The organism is Ramlibacter sp. AN1015 (genome assembly GCF_037726105.1).
Lineage (GTDB): Bacteria > Pseudomonadota > Gammaproteobacteria > Burkholderiales > Burkholderiaceae_C > Ramlibacter.
In genome coordinates this window covers 446,401-464,355 of record NZ_JBBJUM010000002.1, presented here as the reverse complement: position 1 = coordinate 464,355, position 17,955 = coordinate 446,401, and the positions used below count along the sequence as shown (strand labels likewise).

Annotated in this window: 18 protein-coding genes; 4 read left to right on the top strand and 14 right to left on the bottom strand. The window is 69.8% G+C overall.

Annotated features, from left to right (window positions below; translation table 11 throughout):
* The first annotated feature begins 10 nt into the window (after window positions 1-10).
* From urtC to urtE, 3 genes are read left to right on the top strand one after another with little or no spacing between them, the layout of a single operon-like run.
* Entirely contained in the window at window positions 11-1,153 is a 1,143-nt protein-coding gene (urtC, locus tag WG922_RS04855; RefSeq protein WP_340281055.1) for an urea ABC transporter permease subunit UrtC, read from the top strand.
* A complete protein-coding gene (gene urtD, locus WG922_RS04850) occupies window positions 1,150-2,022 on the top strand; it encodes an urea ABC transporter ATP-binding protein UrtD (protein ID WP_340281054.1) in 873 nt (290 codons plus the stop codon). Before urtC ends, urtD begins: the two co-directional genes overlap by 4 nt.
* A gap of 27 nt (window positions 2,023-2,049) precedes the next feature.
* Window positions 2,050-2,754 (top strand): urea ABC transporter ATP-binding subunit UrtE, encoded by a 705-nt coding sequence (urtE, locus tag WG922_RS04845; protein ID WP_340281053.1) that lies wholly within the window; start codon window positions 2,050-2,052, stop codon window positions 2,752-2,754.
* A gap of 106 nt (window positions 2,755-2,860) precedes the next feature.
* On the opposite strand, the gene WG922_RS04840 is transcribed toward urtE, so the two are convergent.
* From WG922_RS04840 to WG922_RS04795, 10 genes are all read right to left on the bottom strand, one after another.
* Complete coding sequence (locus tag WG922_RS04840) at window positions 2,861-5,077, bottom strand: ShET2/EspL2 family type III secretion system effector toxin (protein ID WP_340281052.1); 2,217 nt, start codon at window positions 5,075-5,077, stop codon at window positions 2,861-2,863.
* A gap of 318 nt (window positions 5,078-5,395) precedes the next feature.
* Window positions 5,396-6,682, bottom strand: a complete 1,287-nt coding sequence (locus WG922_RS04835; RefSeq protein WP_340281051.1) for a hypothetical protein — start codon at window positions 6,680-6,682, stop codon at window positions 5,396-5,398.
* Window positions 6,683-6,818: 136 nt separating this feature from the next.
* Window positions 6,819-7,253, bottom strand: a complete 435-nt coding sequence (locus WG922_RS04830) for a secondary thiamine-phosphate synthase enzyme YjbQ (protein ID WP_340281050.1) — start codon at window positions 7,251-7,253, stop codon at window positions 6,819-6,821.
* Window positions 7,254-7,267: 14 nt separating this feature from the next.
* Window positions 7,268-7,579: a cupin gene (locus WG922_RS04825; protein WP_340281049.1), complete on the bottom strand. Its 312-nt coding sequence runs from the start codon at window positions 7,577-7,579 to the stop codon at window positions 7,268-7,270.
* A gap of 235 nt (window positions 7,580-7,814) precedes the next feature.
* Window positions 7,815-8,036: a hypothetical protein gene (locus WG922_RS04820; RefSeq protein ID WP_340281048.1), complete on the bottom strand. Its 222-nt coding sequence runs from the start codon at window positions 8,034-8,036 to the stop codon at window positions 7,815-7,817.
* Between the two features lie 13 nt (window positions 8,037-8,049).
* Window positions 8,050-8,736, bottom strand: a complete 687-nt coding sequence (locus tag WG922_RS04815) for a hypothetical protein (protein WP_340281047.1) — start codon at window positions 8,734-8,736, stop codon at window positions 8,050-8,052.
* A 242-nt stretch (window positions 8,737-8,978) separates the two neighbouring features.
* Window positions 8,979-9,809 (bottom strand): urease accessory protein UreD, encoded by an 831-nt coding sequence (locus tag WG922_RS04810; protein ID WP_340281178.1) that lies wholly within the window; start codon window positions 9,807-9,809, stop codon window positions 8,979-8,981.
* A gap of 105 nt (window positions 9,810-9,914) precedes the next feature.
* Window positions 9,915-10,691, bottom strand: coding sequence for an ABC transporter permease (locus tag WG922_RS04805; protein ID WP_340281046.1), 777 nt, complete (start codon window positions 10,689-10,691; stop codon window positions 9,915-9,917).
* On the bottom strand, window positions 10,688-11,530 hold the full coding sequence (locus WG922_RS04800) for an ABC transporter ATP-binding protein (protein ID WP_340281044.1): 843 nt from the start codon (window positions 11,528-11,530) through the stop codon (window positions 10,688-10,690). The genes WG922_RS04805 and WG922_RS04800 overlap by 4 nt, the downstream gene beginning before the upstream one ends.
* The gene (locus WG922_RS04795) at window positions 11,527-12,564 is read right to left on the bottom strand and encodes an ABC transporter substrate-binding protein (RefSeq protein WP_340281043.1); all 1,038 of its coding nucleotides are present in this window, start codon (window positions 12,562-12,564) and stop codon (window positions 11,527-11,529) included. Before WG922_RS04795 ends, WG922_RS04800 begins: the two co-directional genes overlap by 4 nt.
* A 340-nt stretch (window positions 12,565-12,904) precedes the next feature.
* Between WG922_RS04795 and WG922_RS04790 the strand changes: the two genes are divergently transcribed.
* Window positions 12,905-13,171: a GlsB/YeaQ/YmgE family stress response membrane protein gene (locus WG922_RS04790; RefSeq protein ID WP_340281042.1), complete on the top strand. Its 267-nt coding sequence runs from the start codon at window positions 12,905-12,907 to the stop codon at window positions 13,169-13,171.
* 138 nt (window positions 13,172-13,309) lie between these two features.
* On the opposite strand, the gene WG922_RS04785 is transcribed toward WG922_RS04790, so the two are convergent.
* Genes WG922_RS04785 through WG922_RS04770 form a run of 4 tightly spaced genes read right to left on the bottom strand, consistent with a single transcriptional unit; the run spans window position 13,310 to window position 17,940 of the window.
* Window positions 13,310-14,542 (bottom strand): M20 family metallopeptidase, encoded by a 1,233-nt coding sequence (locus WG922_RS04785; RefSeq protein WP_340281041.1) that lies wholly within the window; start codon window positions 14,540-14,542, stop codon window positions 13,310-13,312.
* On the bottom strand, window positions 14,539-16,326 hold the full coding sequence (gene uraD, locus WG922_RS04780; RefSeq protein ID WP_340281039.1) for a 2-oxo-4-hydroxy-4-carboxy-5-ureidoimidazoline decarboxylase: 1,788 nt from the start codon (window positions 16,324-16,326) through the stop codon (window positions 14,539-14,541). Before uraD ends, WG922_RS04785 begins: the two co-directional genes overlap by 4 nt.
* A gap of 5 nt (window positions 16,327-16,331) precedes the next feature.
* Window positions 16,332-17,267 carry an allantoinase PuuE gene (gene puuE / locus WG922_RS04775; protein WP_340281038.1) on the bottom strand — a complete coding sequence of 312 codons (936 nt, stop codon included), beginning with the start codon at window positions 17,265-17,267 and terminating at the stop codon, window positions 16,332-16,334.
* A gap of 7 nt (window positions 17,268-17,274) precedes the next feature.
* Complete coding sequence (locus WG922_RS04770) at window positions 17,275-17,940, bottom strand: GntR family transcriptional regulator (protein WP_340281036.1); 666 nt, start codon at window positions 17,938-17,940, stop codon at window positions 17,275-17,277.
* Window positions 17,941-17,955 lie beyond the last annotated feature (15 nt).

Genomic DNA, 17,955 nt, shown 5'->3' with positions numbered 1-17,955 from the left:
GGAGCCTTCCATGGACCGCGCACCCGATGTCCTGACCCGGACTCCTTCACCCGGCGTGACCAGCCCGCTCGGCGGTCGCGCGCCATTGCTCTCGCGCCGCGGCTGGGCCGGATGGCTCGCCGTGCTGGTGGCGGTCTGCGCCCTTGCGCCGCTCGCCAACCTGGTCGTTCCCGCGGGGCACCCGCTGCACCTGAGCGACTACGCCGTGGGCCTGCTCGGGAAAATCATGTGCTACGCCATCTGTGCCCTGGCCATGGACCTGATCTGGGGCTACACCGGCATTCTTTCGCTGGGGCACGGACTGTTCTTCGCGCTCGGGGGCTATGTCATGGGCATGTACCTCATGCGCCAGATCGGCCGCGACGGCAGCTATGGCAGCGAGCTGCCCGACTTCATGGTGTTCCTCGACTGGAAGGAGCTGCCCTGGCACTGGGCCCTGAGCGACAGCCTGGTCGCCACGCTGCTGCTGGTGGTGGCGGTGCCCGGCGTGGTCGCATTCGTGTTCGGCTACTTCGCGTTCCGCTCGCGCATCAAGGGGGTGTATTTCTCGATCATCACGCAGGCCCTGACCTTCGCGGCCATGCTGCTGTTCTTCCGCAACGAGACCGGCTTCGGCGGCAACAACGGCTTCACCGACTTCAAGCGCATCGCCGGCATCGCCATCGCCACCCCGGGCATGCGCATGGTTCTGTTCGTGCTCACCGGCGTGACGCTGCTCGGCTGCTTCCTGTTCTCGCGATGGCTGGTCAACGCCAAGTTCGGCCGCGTGCTGCAGGCAGTGCGCGACGCGGAGACGCGCGTCATGTTCTCCGGCTACGACCCGGTGCAGTACAAGCTCACGATCTGGGTGATCTCGGCCGTGATGTGCGGCGTCGCCGGTGCGCTCTACGTGCCGCAGGTGGGCATCATCAACCCGGGCGAGATGAGCCCGGCCAATTCCATCGAGATCGCTGTGTGGGCCGCGGTCGGCGGCCGGGCCACGCTGATCGGGCCGATCGTCGGAGCGTTCCTGGTCAACGGCGCCAAGAGCTGGCTCACCGTCACGGCGCCCGAGTTCTGGCTGTACTTCCTGGGCGCGCTCTTCATCGCGGTGACGCTGTTCATGCCGCAGGGTGTGATGGGGCTGCTGCGCGGCAAAGGGGGCAGTCGATGACGCCGCACCTGATGGACCTGGGCGCGCAACGCCTGGCAGGCCGCAGCATCGGGGCGCAACCTGCCACCGCATCGGGTGGGCGCGCGGCGGGGTTCGCGAGGCCGGCGGTGCCGGGCGAGGTGGACCTCACCCACGGCCGCATCCTCTACCTCGACGACGTGAGCGTGAGCTTCGACGGCTTTCGCGCCATCAATCGCCTGTCGCTGGACATCGCACCGGGCGAGCTGCGCTGCATCATCGGACCGAACGGCGCGGGCAAGACCACGATGATGGACATCATCACCGGCAAGACCCGTCCCGACAGCGGCACCGTCTTCTTCGGCAGCACCATCGACCTGCTGCGCCACCGCGAGGCGGACATCGCGCAGATCGGCATCGGCCGCAAGTTCCAGAAGCCCACGGTCTTCGAGCAGCTCACCGTGTTCGAGAACCTGGAGCTCGCGCTCAAGGCCGACCGGCGCGTGGCCGCCGCGATGTTCCACCGGCTCGACTCGGCCCAGGCCGACCGCCTCGCCGAGGTGCTGCACACCATCCATCTCGCCGGCAGCGAGCTGCGCCAGGCCGGCACCCTGAGCCACGGGCAGAAGCAGTGGCTGGAGATCGGCATGCTGCTGATGCAGGAGCCCAGGCTGCTGCTGCTGGACGAGCCGGTCGCCGGCATGACCGACGAGGAAACTGCGCGCACGGCCGACCTGTTCCTGTCGCTCAAGGGGCGGCACTCGCTGATGGTGGTGGAGCACGACATGAGCTTCATCCGCCGCATCTCCGACATCGTCACGGTGTTGTGCGAAGGCTCGGTGCTGGCCCAGGGCACGCTCGACGAGGTGCAGGCCGACGAGCGCGTGATCGAGGTGTATCTCGGCCGCTGAAACTTTCGCCATCACAGATCCAACGCGATGCTTTCCATCCAGAACGTCAACCAGTACTACGGCGGCTCGCACATCCTGCGCGACGTGAGCCTGGAGGTGCCCGAGGGGCAGGTCACGGTGCTCCTGGGGCGCAACGGCGTGGGCAAGACCACCCTGCTCAAATCGCTCATGGGACTGGTGCCGATCAAGACCGGCAGCATCACGCTGCAGGGCCAGGCTATCCACCGCGCGACGCCGTTCCAGCGCGCCCGCGCCGGCATCGGCTTCGTGCCGCAGGGGCGCGAGATCTTCGCGCGGCTCACCGTCGAGGAGAACCTGCGCATGGGGCTGGCCAGCCGGCCGGCCTCGACGCCGGTGCCGCCGCAGCTGTTCGAGCTGTTCCCGGTGCTCAGGCAGATGCTGCACCGGCGCGGCGGCGATCTCTCCGGCGGGCAGCAGCAGCAGCTGGCCATCGCGCGCGCGCTGGCTGCGCGGCCCCGGCTGCTGGTGCTCGACGAGCCCACCGAGGGCATCCAGCCGAACATCATCAAGGACATCGGCCGCGTGATCCGCAGGCTCGCGCGCGAGGGCCTCGACGGCCAGCGGGTAGCCGTGCTGCTGGTGGAGCAGTACTACGACTTCGCCGAGGAACTCGCCGACCACTACGCGGTGATGGAGCGAGGCGCCGTGGTCGCCCGGGGCCCCGGCGCGCAGATGCAGGCGCAGGGCATCCGCCAGCTGGTCGGCATCTGACGTCGTTTGCGCGTCTGGCGAGCACCACCTGCCCACTCGAGCGACGGCCGCATCGTGCGCCGCACACGCCGGGGCGCCACGGTGCAGCGATTGCGGCCGCAAGCCCTCATTGGTCGATGGGCGCTGGGGTCCTCCGCGCGATCGCCTGGCTGGCCGCCAGTCTTGTTATGTCGGTGTATGCCGCACTTGCGACTGGCCGGTCGTTCAGCGATTGCAAGACAAGGCCAAGCCACGGCGAGCCCATGGAGATGCCTTGCCGCACCTGCGCGCGCAGCAGACGCGGCACGTTGAGCCCAAGGCTGGACAGCAGGCGCTGGGTGGTGGCCTGGTCCTGACCCGCGCCCAGAACACCCGCCACCATCGCCAGCGCGGCTTCGGGATTGCCCTGGCGCACGGCATCCGAGGCGGCGCTGCGTTTGCTGAAAATGCCGCCAGTCCTTTTGCCGAGCAAGACACATTTCTCCCGCAGGACCAGCGCCGGGGACGCCGCGATCTCCCGTGCCAGGTGGTACGCCGCTTGACGGCCCGCCGCGCGGTCCGCGCTATCCATCCCGGCCTGCACAGTGACGTGTAGAGCTGGCCTGCGGTGGATCTGGAGCAGACTGACGCGCTGTGCGAATTCCAGGGCCCCCGCTTCGCCGCCCAGCACGGCTCTGGCGAAGCCGGCCACTGCCGTCGGGTCGATGGGAGTGTCGAGGGCTCTGTGCAGGAACGGCATCCGTGGGGATGCCAGCAGCGAGTAGCGCTGGCGGGCGACAAGGCCGGGAGCTTGCATGATCGCCTGTGCGTAGCCGACCGCGCCGGTCCATCGACGGGACTTGATCATGACGGTGTAGCCCGACAACCCGTCCGTCGCCGCGGCAAGTCGCATGCTCAGGGTGGCCGCATCGAGCGGCGGCTGCGTCGTCATTGCGCTCACGCATGCGCGGATTTCGTCGGGAACGCCGAATTCGAGCATCTGATGGAGATAGTCAGGCGAGAGCCGCGCTTCTTCCTGTGCGTCGAGGACGACCACCGTGGCAGCCGCCGACTCGGCGCGAGCGGCCGAGGGGCGCTCATACAGCGCCACCAACTGTGGCTGGTCCGGTCCGCAGTACGCGTCCAGCATCGCTTGTGCATCCCGCGCGCCAGGCCGCGTGAGGAGCTTGCCAAGGTCCACGCGTGCCAGGGACTCCAGGCTGGAGCAGCGCTGGCGCAGGTGTGTGGCGGTACGGTTGGGGTCATAGAGCAGGACCGCGTATTCCGCGCGTCCCCCGGCACCTTCCTTCACCTGCAACTCGACGCCCATTGCGTGGGTCGCGGTGACCAGGAGCACCTGACGTGCGGCAGGCGCATGCAGGCCCATGGCCAGAGCGCGCAGGCTGCGGCCGAGCGCCGCCGGAGAGCACGTGGCGACGGGCGGGCCGCTGTACCAGGCATCGAACTGCGTCTGGGTGGAGACGGGCACGTGGCCTTCTATGCCGGCCTTCGTACGGAACGCCGCCATCGAGTGACGCTGCGGCTTGGCCGACGCCGCATGCGAGCGGCCCGGAGTGTGCGCCGTCTTGTTCTGCAGGTGCTCGGCGCGGTCTGCCAGCCATTGAACCGACAGGTGCCGGCACACGATTCGGGGCTCCCACAGCCCGATCGCGTTGCTCTCTCTGATGGAGAACTCGGCTGCGCCATTGAGATTGACGCTCGCCATGGCCTCGGCGGGGGACATCAGGAATGCGAAGGGGCCGTCGGGCACGACGCCCTTGCTATCGCCTGGTCTGCGGAAATAGTTGAAATCGGCCAGCGTCTTCGCGGCAGAGACCGCACCGTCGGCGGCAACGACCTGCACCGTCGCTTTTTCGAGGTGCGCCGTGCCAGCGGCCGCGCCGCAGGCACGCGCCTCCCAGCCGGGTGGAATCAGCACCTGCCAACCACCCCGCTGCTGTACATGGGGCTCCGGGTGCTCGCACTCGAGCAGCAGCGACAGGCCCCCCTCACGCGCGGGAAGGCCGCTCAGGTCGATGTGCTGCCCGCGGGCGGGCACCGGAAGGACGGCCTGCCGCAACGAGGGCAAGGCGTTCAGCCCCAGGCACAGCGCCTGCAGTGCTTCGCCGGAGGTCGGTCGCGGCAGGTGCACCGTGGTGAGGCCCTCCGCAACCGCATCGCGCGCATGCGCCTCCAGGTGACCCCATGCCGACGCGGGCATGTGGAAGGGAAGGAAGGCCAGATGCGCCGGGAGATCCTGCAGGTGCAGGCAGTTCCCCGACACACAGGCCAGCAGGTGCCGAGCGGCGTCGAGCGCTGCACCTTCGGAGCCCGGGAGCAAGCAATCCGTGAGCGCTTCGGCCATGGCATTGGCAGGATCGGGCGGACCTCCCACCTCCATAGCGCCGGGCGCAGGGCCTGGCGCCGCTCCCGGTGCAGGCCCTTCGGCGTGGGGGAGGACGGCACGCGAACCATCGAGGGAAACGGGCATGAAAGAGCCTCCGGCGAACGCGTGTGCAACGCGCCGAGCAACTCCCTGTCAACAAGTGCTCTTCAAAAACGAGCCATTTGGCATTCAGTATCAAGAAAAAAGACGGCCAGCTCAACAGTAAATGCCGCATCCGCAGGAGGGCGACCGCAATGGCAGCAGGCTCCGCTGCGGTGCAGCAGTGCCCGCATGGCCTCAGCGCCAGCTCGCCGCCATCGAATCGACCGAAAAGCGCGGGTCGCGCGTGATCGCGCCCAGGTCCACGAACTCGAGTTGCGACAGCGGGATGGTCGACAGCTGTCCGAACAGCGCCGGGTCCCAGCCGGCGCTGGGCTCGCCCGGCACGTACAGGTCTTCGCCGATGTCGTGCACGTACAGCCCGTAGCGCTTGGCGGCCGTGGCGATCGCCTTGGCGTGTGTGCCCCAGTGCTCCGGAATGGGGAAGTCCGCCCGCAGGCGCAGCACCGCACCGAACGGAATGCCCCCGGGCGTGTCGCCGCCGGCGCCGTGGCGTGCGGGCCAGTCGTAGCCGCGCGAGAGCACCGCGTCGCGGAAGGTCACGCGCAGCGCATGGCGGATCTCGCCTGTGTCGGCCTCGGCCACCTTGGCGATGAAGGGCGCGATGGGCAGGGCGGCGGCACCGGCTGCGGTCCAGGTATCGGGCCGCATCGATAGCGAGTTCAGGTCCCAGCCGGCGGTGGCGAGGCCATACCACTGCCCGTCCAGCTTGTAGGGGAAGTAGGCCTCCCAGAGGCGGCACGCGTTCTGTTCCAGCACCAGGAGGTGGTGGTCGCCGCAGCGGTTGGGGTCGTTGCAGTTGCCGCCGCCATGCTTGGGCGCCTCTTTGGGAAAAGGGAATAGTCGCGCCGGGGCGGGCACCGCGCTGCAGCCGCGCACCAGGTCGAAGCCGTTGCCGCTCGCCACCGCGCAGTCACTCTCGTGCGGCCACCCCACTTCGCTGCTCACGCCCGAGGGCCGGAAGTCGTACTGCAGCACGGCCCAGTCGGTGCTGTGCGGCTGCCCGTCCAGCACGTTGATCGGCATGCCGAAGTAGCTGTCGAGCCGGTCGGGGTCTTCGCCGCGCCACCAGTCGGCGCGAAAGGGGGTGTTTACCCCGATGGAGGCGATCCAGGCAGCGCTGCGCGGGTGCGCAGGAAAGCGCTGCGGGTCGTCGATGCGGGTGTTGAACACCGCCTCGGGCGGAAACAGCTCGCAGCCGCCGAGCTGCGGTGCCTCGCGGGTACTGACGACCGGGGTGTCGTTGGCAGGATGCTCCGGGGGGGCCGGTGCGCTCGCCGCGTCGTTGCCGGCAGGAGCGCCGCCCGGGGCCGGGGCGCTGAGATCGACGGCGCCCGCGCCGCTGGGGCCCTCGCCGGCAGCCCCGCCGCCGCCGCAGGCGACCAGGGCTGCTGCCATGGCAGCAACGATGCCGCAGCCGAAAGTGACGCGCGCCCGGGGCGCACGCAGGGGTGTCTTGTGCATGAATTCCTCCTCCAGCGCGAGCTCAACAGCGCGCGTCGTGCATTCTTGGGAGGGATTGCGGCTTACACCTGTTGCACGGTGCAAGACGTGCGCGGCTTTTGTAGAGCCAGCCGGCGGCGTGCGCAGGATCCCGCGCTTACCGCGTCGCGGCCTCGCCCAGCACGTGCAGCACCAGCTCGCGCGCATGCCCCTGCAGGCGGTGCTCCCAGACGAAAACGCCTTGCCAGGTGCCCAGCGCGAGGTGGCCGTCCACCACCGGAATGGCGATCTGCGTGGCCGTGAGGGCGCTGCGCACATGCGCGGGCATGTCGTCCGGGCCCTCGCTGCGGTGGCGAAAGAGCGCGTCGCCGTCGGGCACCAGGCGCGCGAAGAAGTTGTCGAGGTCGCGCCGCACCTGCGCATCGGCGTTCTCCTGCACCAGCAGGCTGGCCGACGTGTGCCGCAGGAACAGCGTCGCGAGGCCGTCGCGCACGCCGCAGCCGGCGATGCGCTCGCGCAGCATGGCGGTGATCTCGACCAGGCCGCGCCCCGGGGTGCGCAGCTGCAGGGTGGACATGTGCTGCGTGAGCATCGCGCGCTGCGCCGCTAGACCGAGCCCGCCTTTTCCACTACCAGGATGCGCGCCTCGCCGACCGGGTGCGCCACGTGCTCGCATCCCACGTCGGCGAAGAAGACATCTCCGGTGGCGAGGTGCGCGACGTGCTCGACGCCGCCCTCGCGGTAGTGCATATCGACCGCTCCGTCCAGCACCGCGAACACCTCTGCGCCGTCGTTGACGTGCCAGCGATAGGGCTGGTCGGTCCAGTGCAGCCGCACGCTGGTGCCGTCCAGCTCGGCGATGTCGAGTGCGCCCCAGGCGCGCGGGGCGGTGAAGGTCTTGCTGCGGACGACTTTCATGGAGGCTTTCTCTGCTGACGCTCGAAGAAGCCGATTCTGCTGCAGCCCACGGCAAGCGCCGCCTTTGTCAGTGCGGGCGTCGGTCGGTGCGCCTGCGAACGCACCTCTCTTCGTCGCCTGAGGCGAAGGCGCGTTGCGTCTGTTGGAGAAGGGTCCGGCAGCCCCTGGCGCGGGCAGGCTCAAGCACGGTTGCCGATGCGGACGGAGATTGCGAGGATCGTTCGCCGGCCGAGGCTCAGGGCTTGCGCTTGACCTCTTCGAGCTGGTCGAGATTCTCGCCGGAGCGCGCGCCCCGGTCTCCCTCGGCGTATTCGGGGCTGCCCGGGATGTTCTTGTTGTCCTCGTCCTGGTTTTCGTAGGGCTGGCGGCCGGCTCCGCCGTCCCAGCTCACCTCGTTGCGGTAGCCGTGCTCGGCCTTGTCAGGCGGGCGGCGTTTCGGGTCTGAATCATCTTGCATGGCCGCCCCCTCACTAGCGCATGGGGAACGCCGGCGACAGCGGCAGGATCGGCTGCAAGGGGCGGACGGGTTCGGGCGGGCGTGCCTGCTGCGACGAAGGCGGACCGCCGATGCCCGCGCCCATGATGCGGCGCTGGTCCTCGGGCCGCAGCAGCGAGCGCTGCTCCTCGGGCGACAGGGCGCTGCGCTGCGCGCCGGATGCCGGCGTGCTGGTGGACGCGGCAGAGCTTGCGGCGGCGTCGGCGCTGCTGGCAGCGGGGCGGGCCGCGCCGGCGGCTTCCGCATCGCGCGGGGTGCCCGCCTGCGGCTCGGCCGGCACCAGGTACTCGTACTGGCGCAGCAGGCCGCCACCGGTGACGCTGCCCGTTACCTCGCCCAGGCCCATCACGCGCCCGCGGCAGGCCATCACGTCCTCCTGCTCACGGTAGATGTTGCAGCGCGCCAGGGCGTTCGCGGTGTACTGCTCGGCACTTGCGAGCGTGCCGGCGCGGCGGGCCTGCTGCGCCGCCTGTACCTCGCGGACGCAGTTTTCGCGGGCCTGCCAGGTGGCGCCGCTGCGGCACGCCTGCAACTGCTCGCGGGCGCTCTGGTTTTCCAGGTTCGCAACCTGTGCCGACGCGGCGACCGCCAGCAGGGCGGCAGCGCCGAATGCGAGCAGGCCGCGGCGCCCGCTGTGCTTCTTGGTACGTGCGTGCTTCATCGTGGACTCCCGGTGAGACGAGGAACCAGTCTAGGAACGGCAGCGCGGCCTGGACGCCGGAAAGGGTTGCGGCATGCAGTGCCGAATGGCGGGTGCGGGCGTAGGACAGACCCCGCGTCGGCGAGCGCGGGCCGCCGTCGCGCTCGTTGCCGCCGTGGCATGCGTGTCGGTCCTGGCGGTCGCGGAATGGGGCCCACGTGCGGGCACGGACCGGCGCGCCTGCATCCGAGCGGCGTTGCGTGCTACAGGGCCCAGGTGCGCGGCAGGCTCGGCGGCAGCGACCACAGCGCCATGCGCCAGGCATTGCGCACCCGGGTGAGCAGGTCCATCGCGGGCTCGACCAGGGGCGACAGCACCCGCAGCACCAGCACTCTCTCGTGCGGCGCGGTGGCGCCGGCCTGGGCGGCCAGGGGGTGCGCTTCGATCAGTTCGCGGGCGAGCTCCAGGGCTGCCGTGCGCCGCTCGCGGGGGAGGGCGTCGCCGGCGGCGAAGTAGAGCGTGGCCAGGCACCGGTTGCCGGCGAGACCCAGCGGCCCGTCCATCAGCCGGTGGTCGTCGGCGCGCACGATGCCCCGTTCCAGCCAGACCCCGTCGATCGCGACCTGCTGCAGCACGCTGCCATCGACGAACGGCCGGCCCGCCGCGGGCAGGCCCAGCGCCGTGAGGTCCCATCCCATCAGCTCGGCCCCGGAGGCGAGCGTGACCGCCACCCGGTTTTCGGCGCGGCAGCCGCTGTAGCACAGCGTCTCCAGCGGCAGCCATTCGAGCCGCGCATTGGGCTGCAGGGTGATGCGGGCCGATTGCACGGCCACTTCGCCCGTGCTGCGGTAGAAGCGCGTCGCCCCCGGCGTGGTGACCAGGCCGTGGGCGCCGCTGTCGACATCGACTTCGATGTCCAGGCGGTCCCCGGCGACCAGGCCGCTCGGCGGGTGCACCACCACGTTGTGGCAGATGGCGTCGCCCTCGGGGTAGAGGCTTTGCAGGATGCGCAGCGGCCCCTCGTGTTCGAAGCGCGCCCGGGTGCGGCCCGACGCGTTCTCGTAGTGCACTTGCAGCCGCGCGTGCCAGCTCATGGTGCCCTGCGCGCGCAGGTGGTGCACGGCACGGCCGGCGCCCCGTCCTGGTGCGCAGCGTTCGGGTGCGCAGGGTTCCCGCGCCGGCTCATCTGCATGCCAGCTTCACTGGTTCTGCGAGCCCCGATGCGCCCAGGCCGTGGTGTGCCGCTCCACATAGCTGAAGAGTTCATACATGGCCATGGCCATGGCGCCCACCACCACCAGTCCGGCGAAGGCCAGACCCATCTGCATGGCCGATCCGGCCGAGATCAGCAGGTAGCCGATGCCTTCGTTGGACGCGGTCATCTCCGAGACGGTGGTGCCGACGAAAGCCAGGGTGATCGCGACCTTCAGCGAGCCGAAGAAGTAGGGCATGGAACGCGGCAGCCCGACCTTGACCAGCACGTCCCAGCGCTTGGCGCCCAGCACGCGCAGCACGTCCTCGAGCTCGGGCTCGAGGGTAGCCAGGCCGGTGGCGATGTTCACCATGATGGGAAAGAACGAGATCAGGAAGGCCGTGAGGATGGCCGGGCCGATGCCGATGCCGAACCAGACCACCAGGATCGGCACGAACGCGGCCTTGGGCAGCGCGTTGAACGCCGTCATGAGCGGATACACCGCCGCGTAGGCCAGGCGCGAGCTGCCGATCAGGAAGCCGAGCATCAGGCCCACCACGATGGCGAGGCCGAAGCCCGCCATGGTCACCCAGTAGGTGCGCCACGCGTGCGCGGCGATCACGCCGCGGAACTCGAGCAGCTGCTCCCAGATGCGCGCGGGGCTGGGGAAGATGAACTCGGAGACGTTGAAGGCCGAGCAGATCGCCTGCCACACCACCACCGTGAGCACCAGCAGCGCCCAGGGCGACCAGCGCTCCAGGCGCCTGCGTCCCGCGGCGTTCATGGCGTCACCTCGGCGTTTCGGCGGATGGCGCCGATGTGCCCGCGCAGCTCGAGCACGATGTCGGTGAACTCCTTGGTGTAGGTGATCTCCAGCTCCCGCGGTTGCGGCAGCGCGATGTCGCGGCGCACGACGAAGCGGCCGGGGCTCTTGCTCATGACATAGACCGTGTCGGCCAGGAAGACGGATTCACGCAGGTCGTGCGTGACCAGGATGACGTTGAAGCGCTGCTCGGTCCAGAGGTCGCGCAGGATGCACCACAGCTCTTCGCGGGTGAAGGCATCGAGCGCGCCGAAGGGCTCGTCGAGCAGCAGCATCTTGGGCTCGTGGATGAGGGCGCGGCAGATGCTCGCGCGCTGCTGCATGCCGCCCGAGAGCTGCCAGGGGAACTTGTCCTCGTAGCCGCCCAGGCCCACCTTGCGCAGCAGGGCGCGCGCGCGCTCCTCGAACTCGGCCCGACGCTGCTTGAACTGGCTGCGGTAGGGCTCGACGATCTCCAGCGGCAGCAGCACGTTGCCGACCGTGGTGCGCCAGGGCAGCAGCGACGGCGCCTGAAAGGCCATGCCCGAGATCTTGAGCGGCCCCGTGACCGGCTGGCCGTCGATCAGGATGCGTCCGCGCGAGGGCATCTTCAGCCCCGTCGCGAGCTTCATGAAGGTCGATTTTCCGCAGCCGGACGGGCCCACGATGGCGATGAACTCGCCCTGGCGCACCTGCAGGTCGATCGCTTCGACCGCGTAGTGCCCCTGGGCGAGCATGTCTTCGTTGTAGGCGAGCCAGACGTCCGAGAAATCGACGAAAAGCGGGGGCGTGGCCCCCGCGGCACCCGCGTCAAGCCTCATCGCTTGGCCGGCGGCAGCACGTTCAGCTCGGCCTTGCCCGGCAGGAAGCTGCCGTTCCAGACCGCGTCGGGGTTGACCCGGGTCTTGGTGTTGAACGCGTCGGACACCTGGGAGGCCATCAGCGACAGGCGCCCGGGGTTGAGCTGGCCGAACCCGTCGGCGCGCGCGTCGGGGCTGGCGATCACGGTATCGATGGCCAGCTTGAGGCGTCGCGTCTCGAGTGCGGGATTGATGATGCCGTCGCGCTGCTTGACGTACTGGATGGCGGCATCGGGGTCGGCCATGACGTCCTTGGCGCCCTTGGCGAAGGCGGACAGGAAGGACTTCACCGCCTGGGGGTTCTCGCGCAGGAACTTGGGGTTGGCGATGATCACGTTGCCGTAGAGCTTCACGCCGTACTGCGGGTAGGGCAGCACCACCACGTCTTCGGCCTTGACGCCGCGTGCTTCGAGGTTGAGCAGCGAGGTGAAGGTGAAGCCGGTAATGGCATCGACATCGCCACGGGCGAGCATGGTCTCGCGCAGCGGCGGGTCCATGGCGGTCCAGGTGACGTTGCCGATGTTGTTGGCCTTCTGGAAGATCGGGAAGGCGCGGCGGCCGGCGTCGAACACCGGAGCGCCCAGCTTCTTGCCCGCCAGGTCGGCCGGCTTGGTGATGCCCGACTTCTTGAGCGCCATCACCGAGGCCGGGGTGTTGTTGTAGACGACCATTACCGCCACCGGCTTGTTCGGCGCGTCGGGGTTGTTGGCGTGGAACTCCATCAGCGCGGCAAGGTCGGCGAAGCCCATGTCGTAGGTGCCCGAGGCGACGCGCGTCACGGCGCCGCCGGAGCCGTTGCCGGCATCGACCGTCACGTCGAGACCGGCCTCCTTGAAGTAGCCCTTGGCCACGGGGGTCAGGAACAGGGCGGCAGGGCCTTCGAAACGCCAGTCGAGCTGGAACTTCACCGGGGTGAGGTTCTGCGCCTGGGCGGCACCCAGGCTGGCGGCGAAGGCGAGCGCGGCGGTGGTCTTGAGGAAGAGCCTCTTGGTCATGCGGTGTTCTCCGGAAATCAGGTGATCGTAGTCAGCAGTGCAAAGCAATTTCGGTGCCGACCCTGTGCGCGCACTGCGGTGGCGCCGAGATTGTGGGCTGCCACGGCCCGGCCATCCATGGAGGAATCCCCACCCCGACCGTGGCAGAGGTAGGGCGTATCTGACGGCGCCTCGCGCCAAGGACGCACGGTGAGCCCTTGTGGGCGACTACGCCCGCGCTTGGGACCGCTCACCATATTCGTTCCACCGGCTGCCGGGTCAGGTGGCAGGTGGGTCGGGTTCCATCCGGGATGCGGCCCCCTTTCAACAATGCGCCGAGGGCGTGAATAGGAGTGAGAGCATGAACTTTCTGATCTGGTTGATCATTGGCGGCATCGTGGGCTGGCTGGCCAGCCTGGTCATGAGAACCGATGCCAATCAGGGCATCTTGCTGAATGTCGTGGTGGGCATCGTCGGAGCATTCCTCGGCGGCTGGATCATCTCGCCGCTGGTGGGCGTAGGCACCATCAACGACGGCATCAGCATCGGCTCCATCCTGGTGTCGCTGGTCGGCGCGATCATCCTGCTGGCCATCGTCAACCTGTTCCGCCGCGGCCGGGTGCGCTGAGGCACCACGGCGCCCGGCGCAGGGTCCCCGCCTGCGCGGGGGCGGCGGAGCGCCGACGCCGCGCACCGAACCGGAACCCCGCCTCGGCGGGGTTCTTGCCGTTGCCCGTCGGCTCGACGGGGCGGCCCTTCGAGGCACTCAGGCAGCGAGCAGGTCGCGCAGGGTGCGCGCGATCACCTTGGTGGCGCGGCGCAGGTCTTCCAGCGCCAGGCGCTCGTCCGCGCGCTTGGCGTGCGATTCCAGCACGGTGCGCGGGCCGGCGCCGTAGATCACCCCCGGTATGCCCGCTTCGCCGTACAGCCGCACGTCGGTGTAGAGCGGCGTTCCCATGGCCGGCGGCGTGTCCCCGAACACGGCCGCGCCGTGCCGCTGAAGGGCCTCGACCAGCGGCCGGTTGCCGGGCAGCGGCTTGAGCGCGCGGGCCAGCAGCAGCCGGCGGATTTCCACGCGCAGCCCCGCCACCCCGCCGGCGGCGTCCTCGATCACGCGGCGGATCTCGGCCTCGACCACGACTGGGTCTTCCTCGGGGATCATGCGGCGGTCCAGCTTGAACGCCACCTTGCCCGGCACGACGTTGGTGTTGGTGCCGCCTTCGATACGCCCGACGTTGAGGTAGGGGTGGCGAATGCCGGGCACTTGGGAGCAGACCTGGCGATAGCGCTCGTTCTGCGCATAGAGCGCCTGCAGGATGCGCACGGCGCCCTGCAAGGCGTCGATGCCGGTGTCGGGCACGGCGGCGTGCGCCATGCGGCCGTGCACCGTCACCTCCATCTGCAGGCAGCCGTTGTGCGCGGTCACGACTTCGTAGCTGAAGCCGGCCGCGATCATCAGATCGGGGCGCGTCAGGCCGTGCTTGAGCAGCCAGCCCGGGCCCAGCTCGCCGCCGAACTCCTCGTCGTAGGTGAAGTGCAGCTCGATACCGCCGCGCAGCGGCGCGCCCAGCGATTCGAGCGCCCGCAGCGCGAAGGTGAAGCTCGCGAAATCGCTCTTGCTCACGGCCGCGGCGCGGCCATAGAGCAGCCCATCGACGATCTCGGCGCCGTAGGGGTCGTGCGTCCAGCCCTCGCCGGGTGGCACCACGTCCCCGTGCGCGTTGAGCGCGACCACCGGGCCGCCCTCGGCGTAGCGTCGGCGCACGATCAGGTTGCAGATCGATTCGAGCCCCGCCGCGCGCACCTCGGCCTCGGGCACCGGATGCTTCTCGGCCTGCAGGCCGAAACCCGCCAGCAGCTCGGCGGTGCGCTCGGCGTGCGGCGCGTTGTTGCCTGGCGGGGTGTCGGTGGGCACGCGCACCAGCTCCTGCAGAAAACGCACTTCCTCGTCGAAGTGCGCGTCGATCCAGGCGTCGAGCCGGTCGTGGTCGGTGGTCATGGGGTGGAGGGCTCCTCGCCAAGTTGGTCCAGCAGGTGCAGGAACGCCCGCACCGCCAGATCGATGTCGTCGCTGGTGCTGCTCTCCAGCGGGTTATGGCTGACGCCGGCGTTTTCGCCGCGCACGAACAGCATGGCCTGCGGCATCACCTCGTGCAGCTTCATGGCGTCGTGGCCGGCGCCGCTGGGCAGCCGGAACACCGGCGCGCCCACGGCCTGCACGGCGCGCTCCCAGCGTCGCTGCCAGGTGGGAGCGCTGGGCGCGGCCGCCACGCGCATGCTTTCCTCGCGCGTGCAGCGGGTGCGCCTGCGCGCGCAGATGGCGTCGAGTTCGGCCAGCACGTCGGCGACCAGCGCATCGCGCTGCGCGTCGTCCGGCGCGCGCAGGTCAAGGCTGAACTGGCAGCGCCCCGGCACCACGTTGATCGAGCCGCCCGGCACCTGCAGCAGCCCCACGGTGCCGACCGAGTCGGCGTCCCGGGCGGCGCGGCGCTCGACAAACAGCAGCAGTTCGGCCACGGCGGCGGCCGCGTCGCAGCGGCGGTCCATGGGCGTGGTGCCGGCGTGGCTGGCCATGCCCACCATCTCGCAGACGAAACGCACGCCGCCGTTGACGGAGGTGACCACGCCCAGCGGCAGATCGAGCTCGTTCAGTACCGGGCCCTGCTCGATGTGCACCTCGACGAAGCCGAGGTAGTGCGACGGATCGCGACGCACGGTGGCGATGGCGTCGAGCGTGGCGGGCAGCCCGGCGCGCTGCATGGCCTCGCGCATGGTGACGCCGTCGGCGTCGCGCTGGTCCAGCCAGGCCGGGTTGAACTGACCAATGAGCGCACCCGAGCCGAGGAAGGTCGCCTTGTAGCGCTGGCCCTCCTCTTCGGCGAACGCGACCACCTCGATGCCCTGCGGCAGCCGGCGGCCCTGGCGCGCCAGCTCGCGCACGCAGGCCATGGGCACGAAGATGCCCAGGCGCCCGTCGTACTTGCCGCCGTTGCGCACGGTGTCGTAGTGCGAGCCGGTGAGCAGGCGCGGTGCCTGTCGGTCGCTGCCGTGGTAGAGGCCGACCACGTTGCCCACCGCGTCCATGCCCACCTCGTCGAAGCCGCAGGCGCGCATCTCGCGCGCGATGAAATCCGCCGCCTGGCGGTGCGCCTCGGTGAGGTAGGTGACGGTGAGCTGGCCGTGCTCCTTGAAGCCGGGATCGCTGTACTGCGCGAGCTGCTCCTGCCAGTCCCACACCAGGTGGCCCAGGGCCGGCTCGACGCCGAACTTGTCGTTCAGGCGGATCTCTGCGATGCGGTGGATGTTGCGCAGGCACTCGGCCAGCTCGACCTCGGGCGGGTGGTGCAGCCGACGTTCGAACGCCTCGATGATCTGCTGGCGCGCCAGCCCCGTGCCGCGCGGCCCGCGCACGGCGAGGATGAAGGGGAAGCCGAACTTCGCGTTGTAGGCGGTGTTCAACTGCTGCAGCTTGTCGAACTCGGCGGGGCTGCAGTGCGTGAGGCCGGCGCGGCTCTGTTCGTCGGTCGATTCGGCGGTGAGGCTGCGGCTGACCATCGCCTTGCCGGCGAGCTCGGGGTGGGCGCGGATCAGCGCGAGTTGCCGCTCACGGTCCGCGCTGGCCACCACGCGCGCGGCCGCGTGCTTGAGCGCAGCCAGCGAGGCGAAGGGCCGCTGCGCGAGCGCGGCCTCGACGATCCAGGGCGAGTGCTCGTACAGGCCGTCGAGCAGGCGGGCGGCCTCGGGAAGGGGCGCGGTGTTGAGGTGGTCGAGGGTGATGGGCATGGTGTTCAGCCGGGGTAGGGATGGACCTGCTTCCAGTGCCGCGCGATATCGATACGCCGGCACACCCACACCCGTTCGTGTCGGGCGATGTGGTCCAGGAAGCGCTGCAGCGCAACGATGCGACCGGGGCGCCCGAGCAGGCGGCAGTGCATGCCCACGCTCATCATCTTCGGCGCTTCGTCGCCTTCGGCGTACAACGCGTCGAAGCTGTCGCGCAGGTACTGGAAGAACGGGTCGGCGTGCGAGAAGCCTTGCGGCAGTGCGAAGCGCATGTCGTTGCAGTCGAGCGTGTAGGGCACCACCAGGTGCGGCACCACGGCGCCGTCGGTGCGCTTCACCTTCATCCAGAAGGGCAGGTCGTCGCCGTAGTAATCGCTGTCGTACTCGAAGCCGCCGTGATCGACCACCAGCCTGCGGGTGTTGGGGCTGTCGCGCCCCGTGTACCAGCCCAGCGGCCGCTCGCCCGTGAGCCGCTCGATGATCTCCATGCCGGTGCGCAGGTGCTCGCGCTCGGTGGCCTCGTCCATGCCCTGGTAGTGGATCCAGCGCCAGCCGTGGCAGGCGATCTCGTGGCCCAGTTCGCGGAACGCGGCGGTGAGTTCGGGGTGGCGCTGCAGGGCCATGCTCACGCCGAAGACGGTGAGCGGCAACTGGCGCTTCTCGAACTCGCGCAGGATGCGCCAGGCGCCCACCCGCGAGCCGTACTCGTAGATGCCCTCCATGCTCAGGTGCCGGTCGGGGTAGCTGGCCGGGTTGAACATCTCCGAGAGGAACTGCTCCGAGCCGGCGTCGCCGTGCAGCACGGCGTTCTCGCCGCCTTCCTCGTAGTTCAGGACGAACTGCACCGCGATGCGTGCATCGCCGGGCCATTGCGCGTGCGGCGGGTTGCGGCCGTAGCCGACGAGGTCGCGGGGGTAGGGAGCGGTGCTGTCGTAGATCATGGGATGCTCATGGACCAAGGGCTTGGGCGATGTCCTGGGTGGGCTGCGGCCGGTCGAAGGCGAGGCTCTCCTCGACGTGCCGCAGGTGTTCGGTCATGAGCCGGGCGGCGGTGTCCTCGTCGCGGGCGGCGAGGGCGCGCACGATCTGCACGTGCTCCTGCTGCGAGTGTTCGGCGGCGCCCGCGCGCTGGTACATGAGCGAGACGAGCGAGCTGCGCGAGGCCAGATCGCGCAGGATCTGGGCCAGCACCTCGTTGCCGAGCAGTTCGGCCATGCGCACGTGGAAGTCGCCCAGCAGCGCGTTGCGCGCGGCGGCGTCGCCCGCTTCGGCGGCCGCCTTTTCCTGCGCGATGTGTTCGCGCAGCGCCTTGAGCCGCGCCGGCGTGGCCTCCCGGGCGAAGGCGCGGGCCATCTCGGCTTCGAGCATGCGGCGCACTGCGAACACCTGCCTCGCCTCTTCGACGGTGGGCGCCGCGACGAAGGCGCCACGGGCAGGCTCGAGCTTCACCAGCCGGTTCTGCGCGAGCTGGAACAGCGCCTGGCGCACCAGCGTGCGCGACACGCCGAAGTGGTCCGCCAGCTTCTGCTCGGCCAGCTTGGCCCCAGGCAGCAGCCGGTGCGCCGCGATGGCCCGCGTGAGGGCCTCGACGATGGCGCTGGTGGTGGACTCCATGCAAAGAGTGTATAC

Excerpts from the sequence above, each read along its gene's own strand:
- WG922_RS04785 (WP_340281041.1), bottom strand. The coding sequence starts at position 14,542 with ATGACCACCGACCACGACCGGCTCGACGCCTGGATCGACGCGCACTTC.
- WG922_RS04825 (WP_340281049.1), bottom strand. The coding sequence starts at position 7,579 with ATGAAAGTCGTCCGCAGCAAGACCTTCACCGCCCCGCGCGCCTGGGGC.
- WG922_RS04835 (WP_340281051.1), bottom strand. The coding sequence starts at position 6,682 with ATGCACAAGACACCCCTGCGTGCGCCCCGGGCGCGCGTCACTTTCGGC.
- urtD (WP_340281054.1), top strand. The coding sequence starts at position 1,150 with ATGACGCCGCACCTGATGGACCTGGGCGCGCAACGCCTGGCAGGCCGC.
- WG922_RS04810 (WP_340281178.1), bottom strand. The coding sequence starts at position 9,809 with ATGAGCTGGCACGCGCGGCTGCAAGTGCACTACGAGAACGCGTCGGGC.
- WG922_RS04840 (WP_340281052.1), bottom strand. The coding sequence starts at position 5,077 with ATGGCCGAAGCGCTCACGGATTGCTTGCTCCCGGGCTCCGAAGGTGCA.
- puuE (WP_340281038.1), bottom strand. The coding sequence starts at position 17,267 with ATGATCTACGACAGCACCGCTCCCTACCCCCGCGACCTCGTCGGCTAC.
- urtE (WP_340281053.1), top strand. The coding sequence starts at position 2,050 with ATGCTTTCCATCCAGAACGTCAACCAGTACTACGGCGGCTCGCACATC.
- WG922_RS04770 (WP_340281036.1), bottom strand. The coding sequence starts at position 17,940 with ATGGAGTCCACCACCAGCGCCATCGTCGAGGCCCTCACGCGGGCCATC.
- WG922_RS04790 (WP_340281042.1), top strand. The coding sequence starts at position 12,905 with ATGAACTTTCTGATCTGGTTGATCATTGGCGGCATCGTGGGCTGGCTG.
- WG922_RS04820 (WP_340281048.1), bottom strand. The coding sequence starts at position 8,036 with ATGCAAGATGATTCAGACCCGAAACGCCGCCCGCCTGACAAGGCCGAG.
- WG922_RS04815 (WP_340281047.1), bottom strand. The coding sequence starts at position 8,736 with ATGAAGCACGCACGTACCAAGAAGCACAGCGGGCGCCGCGGCCTGCTC.
- WG922_RS04805 (WP_340281046.1), bottom strand. The coding sequence starts at position 10,691 with ATGAACGCCGCGGGACGCAGGCGCCTGGAGCGCTGGTCGCCCTGGGCG.
- WG922_RS04800 (WP_340281044.1), bottom strand. The coding sequence starts at position 11,530 with ATGAGGCTTGACGCGGGTGCCGCGGGGGCCACGCCCCCGCTTTTCGTC.
- WG922_RS04795 (WP_340281043.1), bottom strand. The coding sequence starts at position 12,564 with ATGACCAAGAGGCTCTTCCTCAAGACCACCGCCGCGCTCGCCTTCGCC.
- uraD (WP_340281039.1), bottom strand. The coding sequence starts at position 16,326 with ATGCCCATCACCCTCGACCACCTCAACACCGCGCCCCTTCCCGAGGCC.
- urtC (WP_340281055.1), top strand. The coding sequence starts at position 11 with ATGGACCGCGCACCCGATGTCCTGACCCGGACTCCTTCACCCGGCGTG.
- WG922_RS04830 (WP_340281050.1), bottom strand. The coding sequence starts at position 7,253 with ATGCTCACGCAGCACATGTCCACCCTGCAGCTGCGCACCCCGGGGCGC.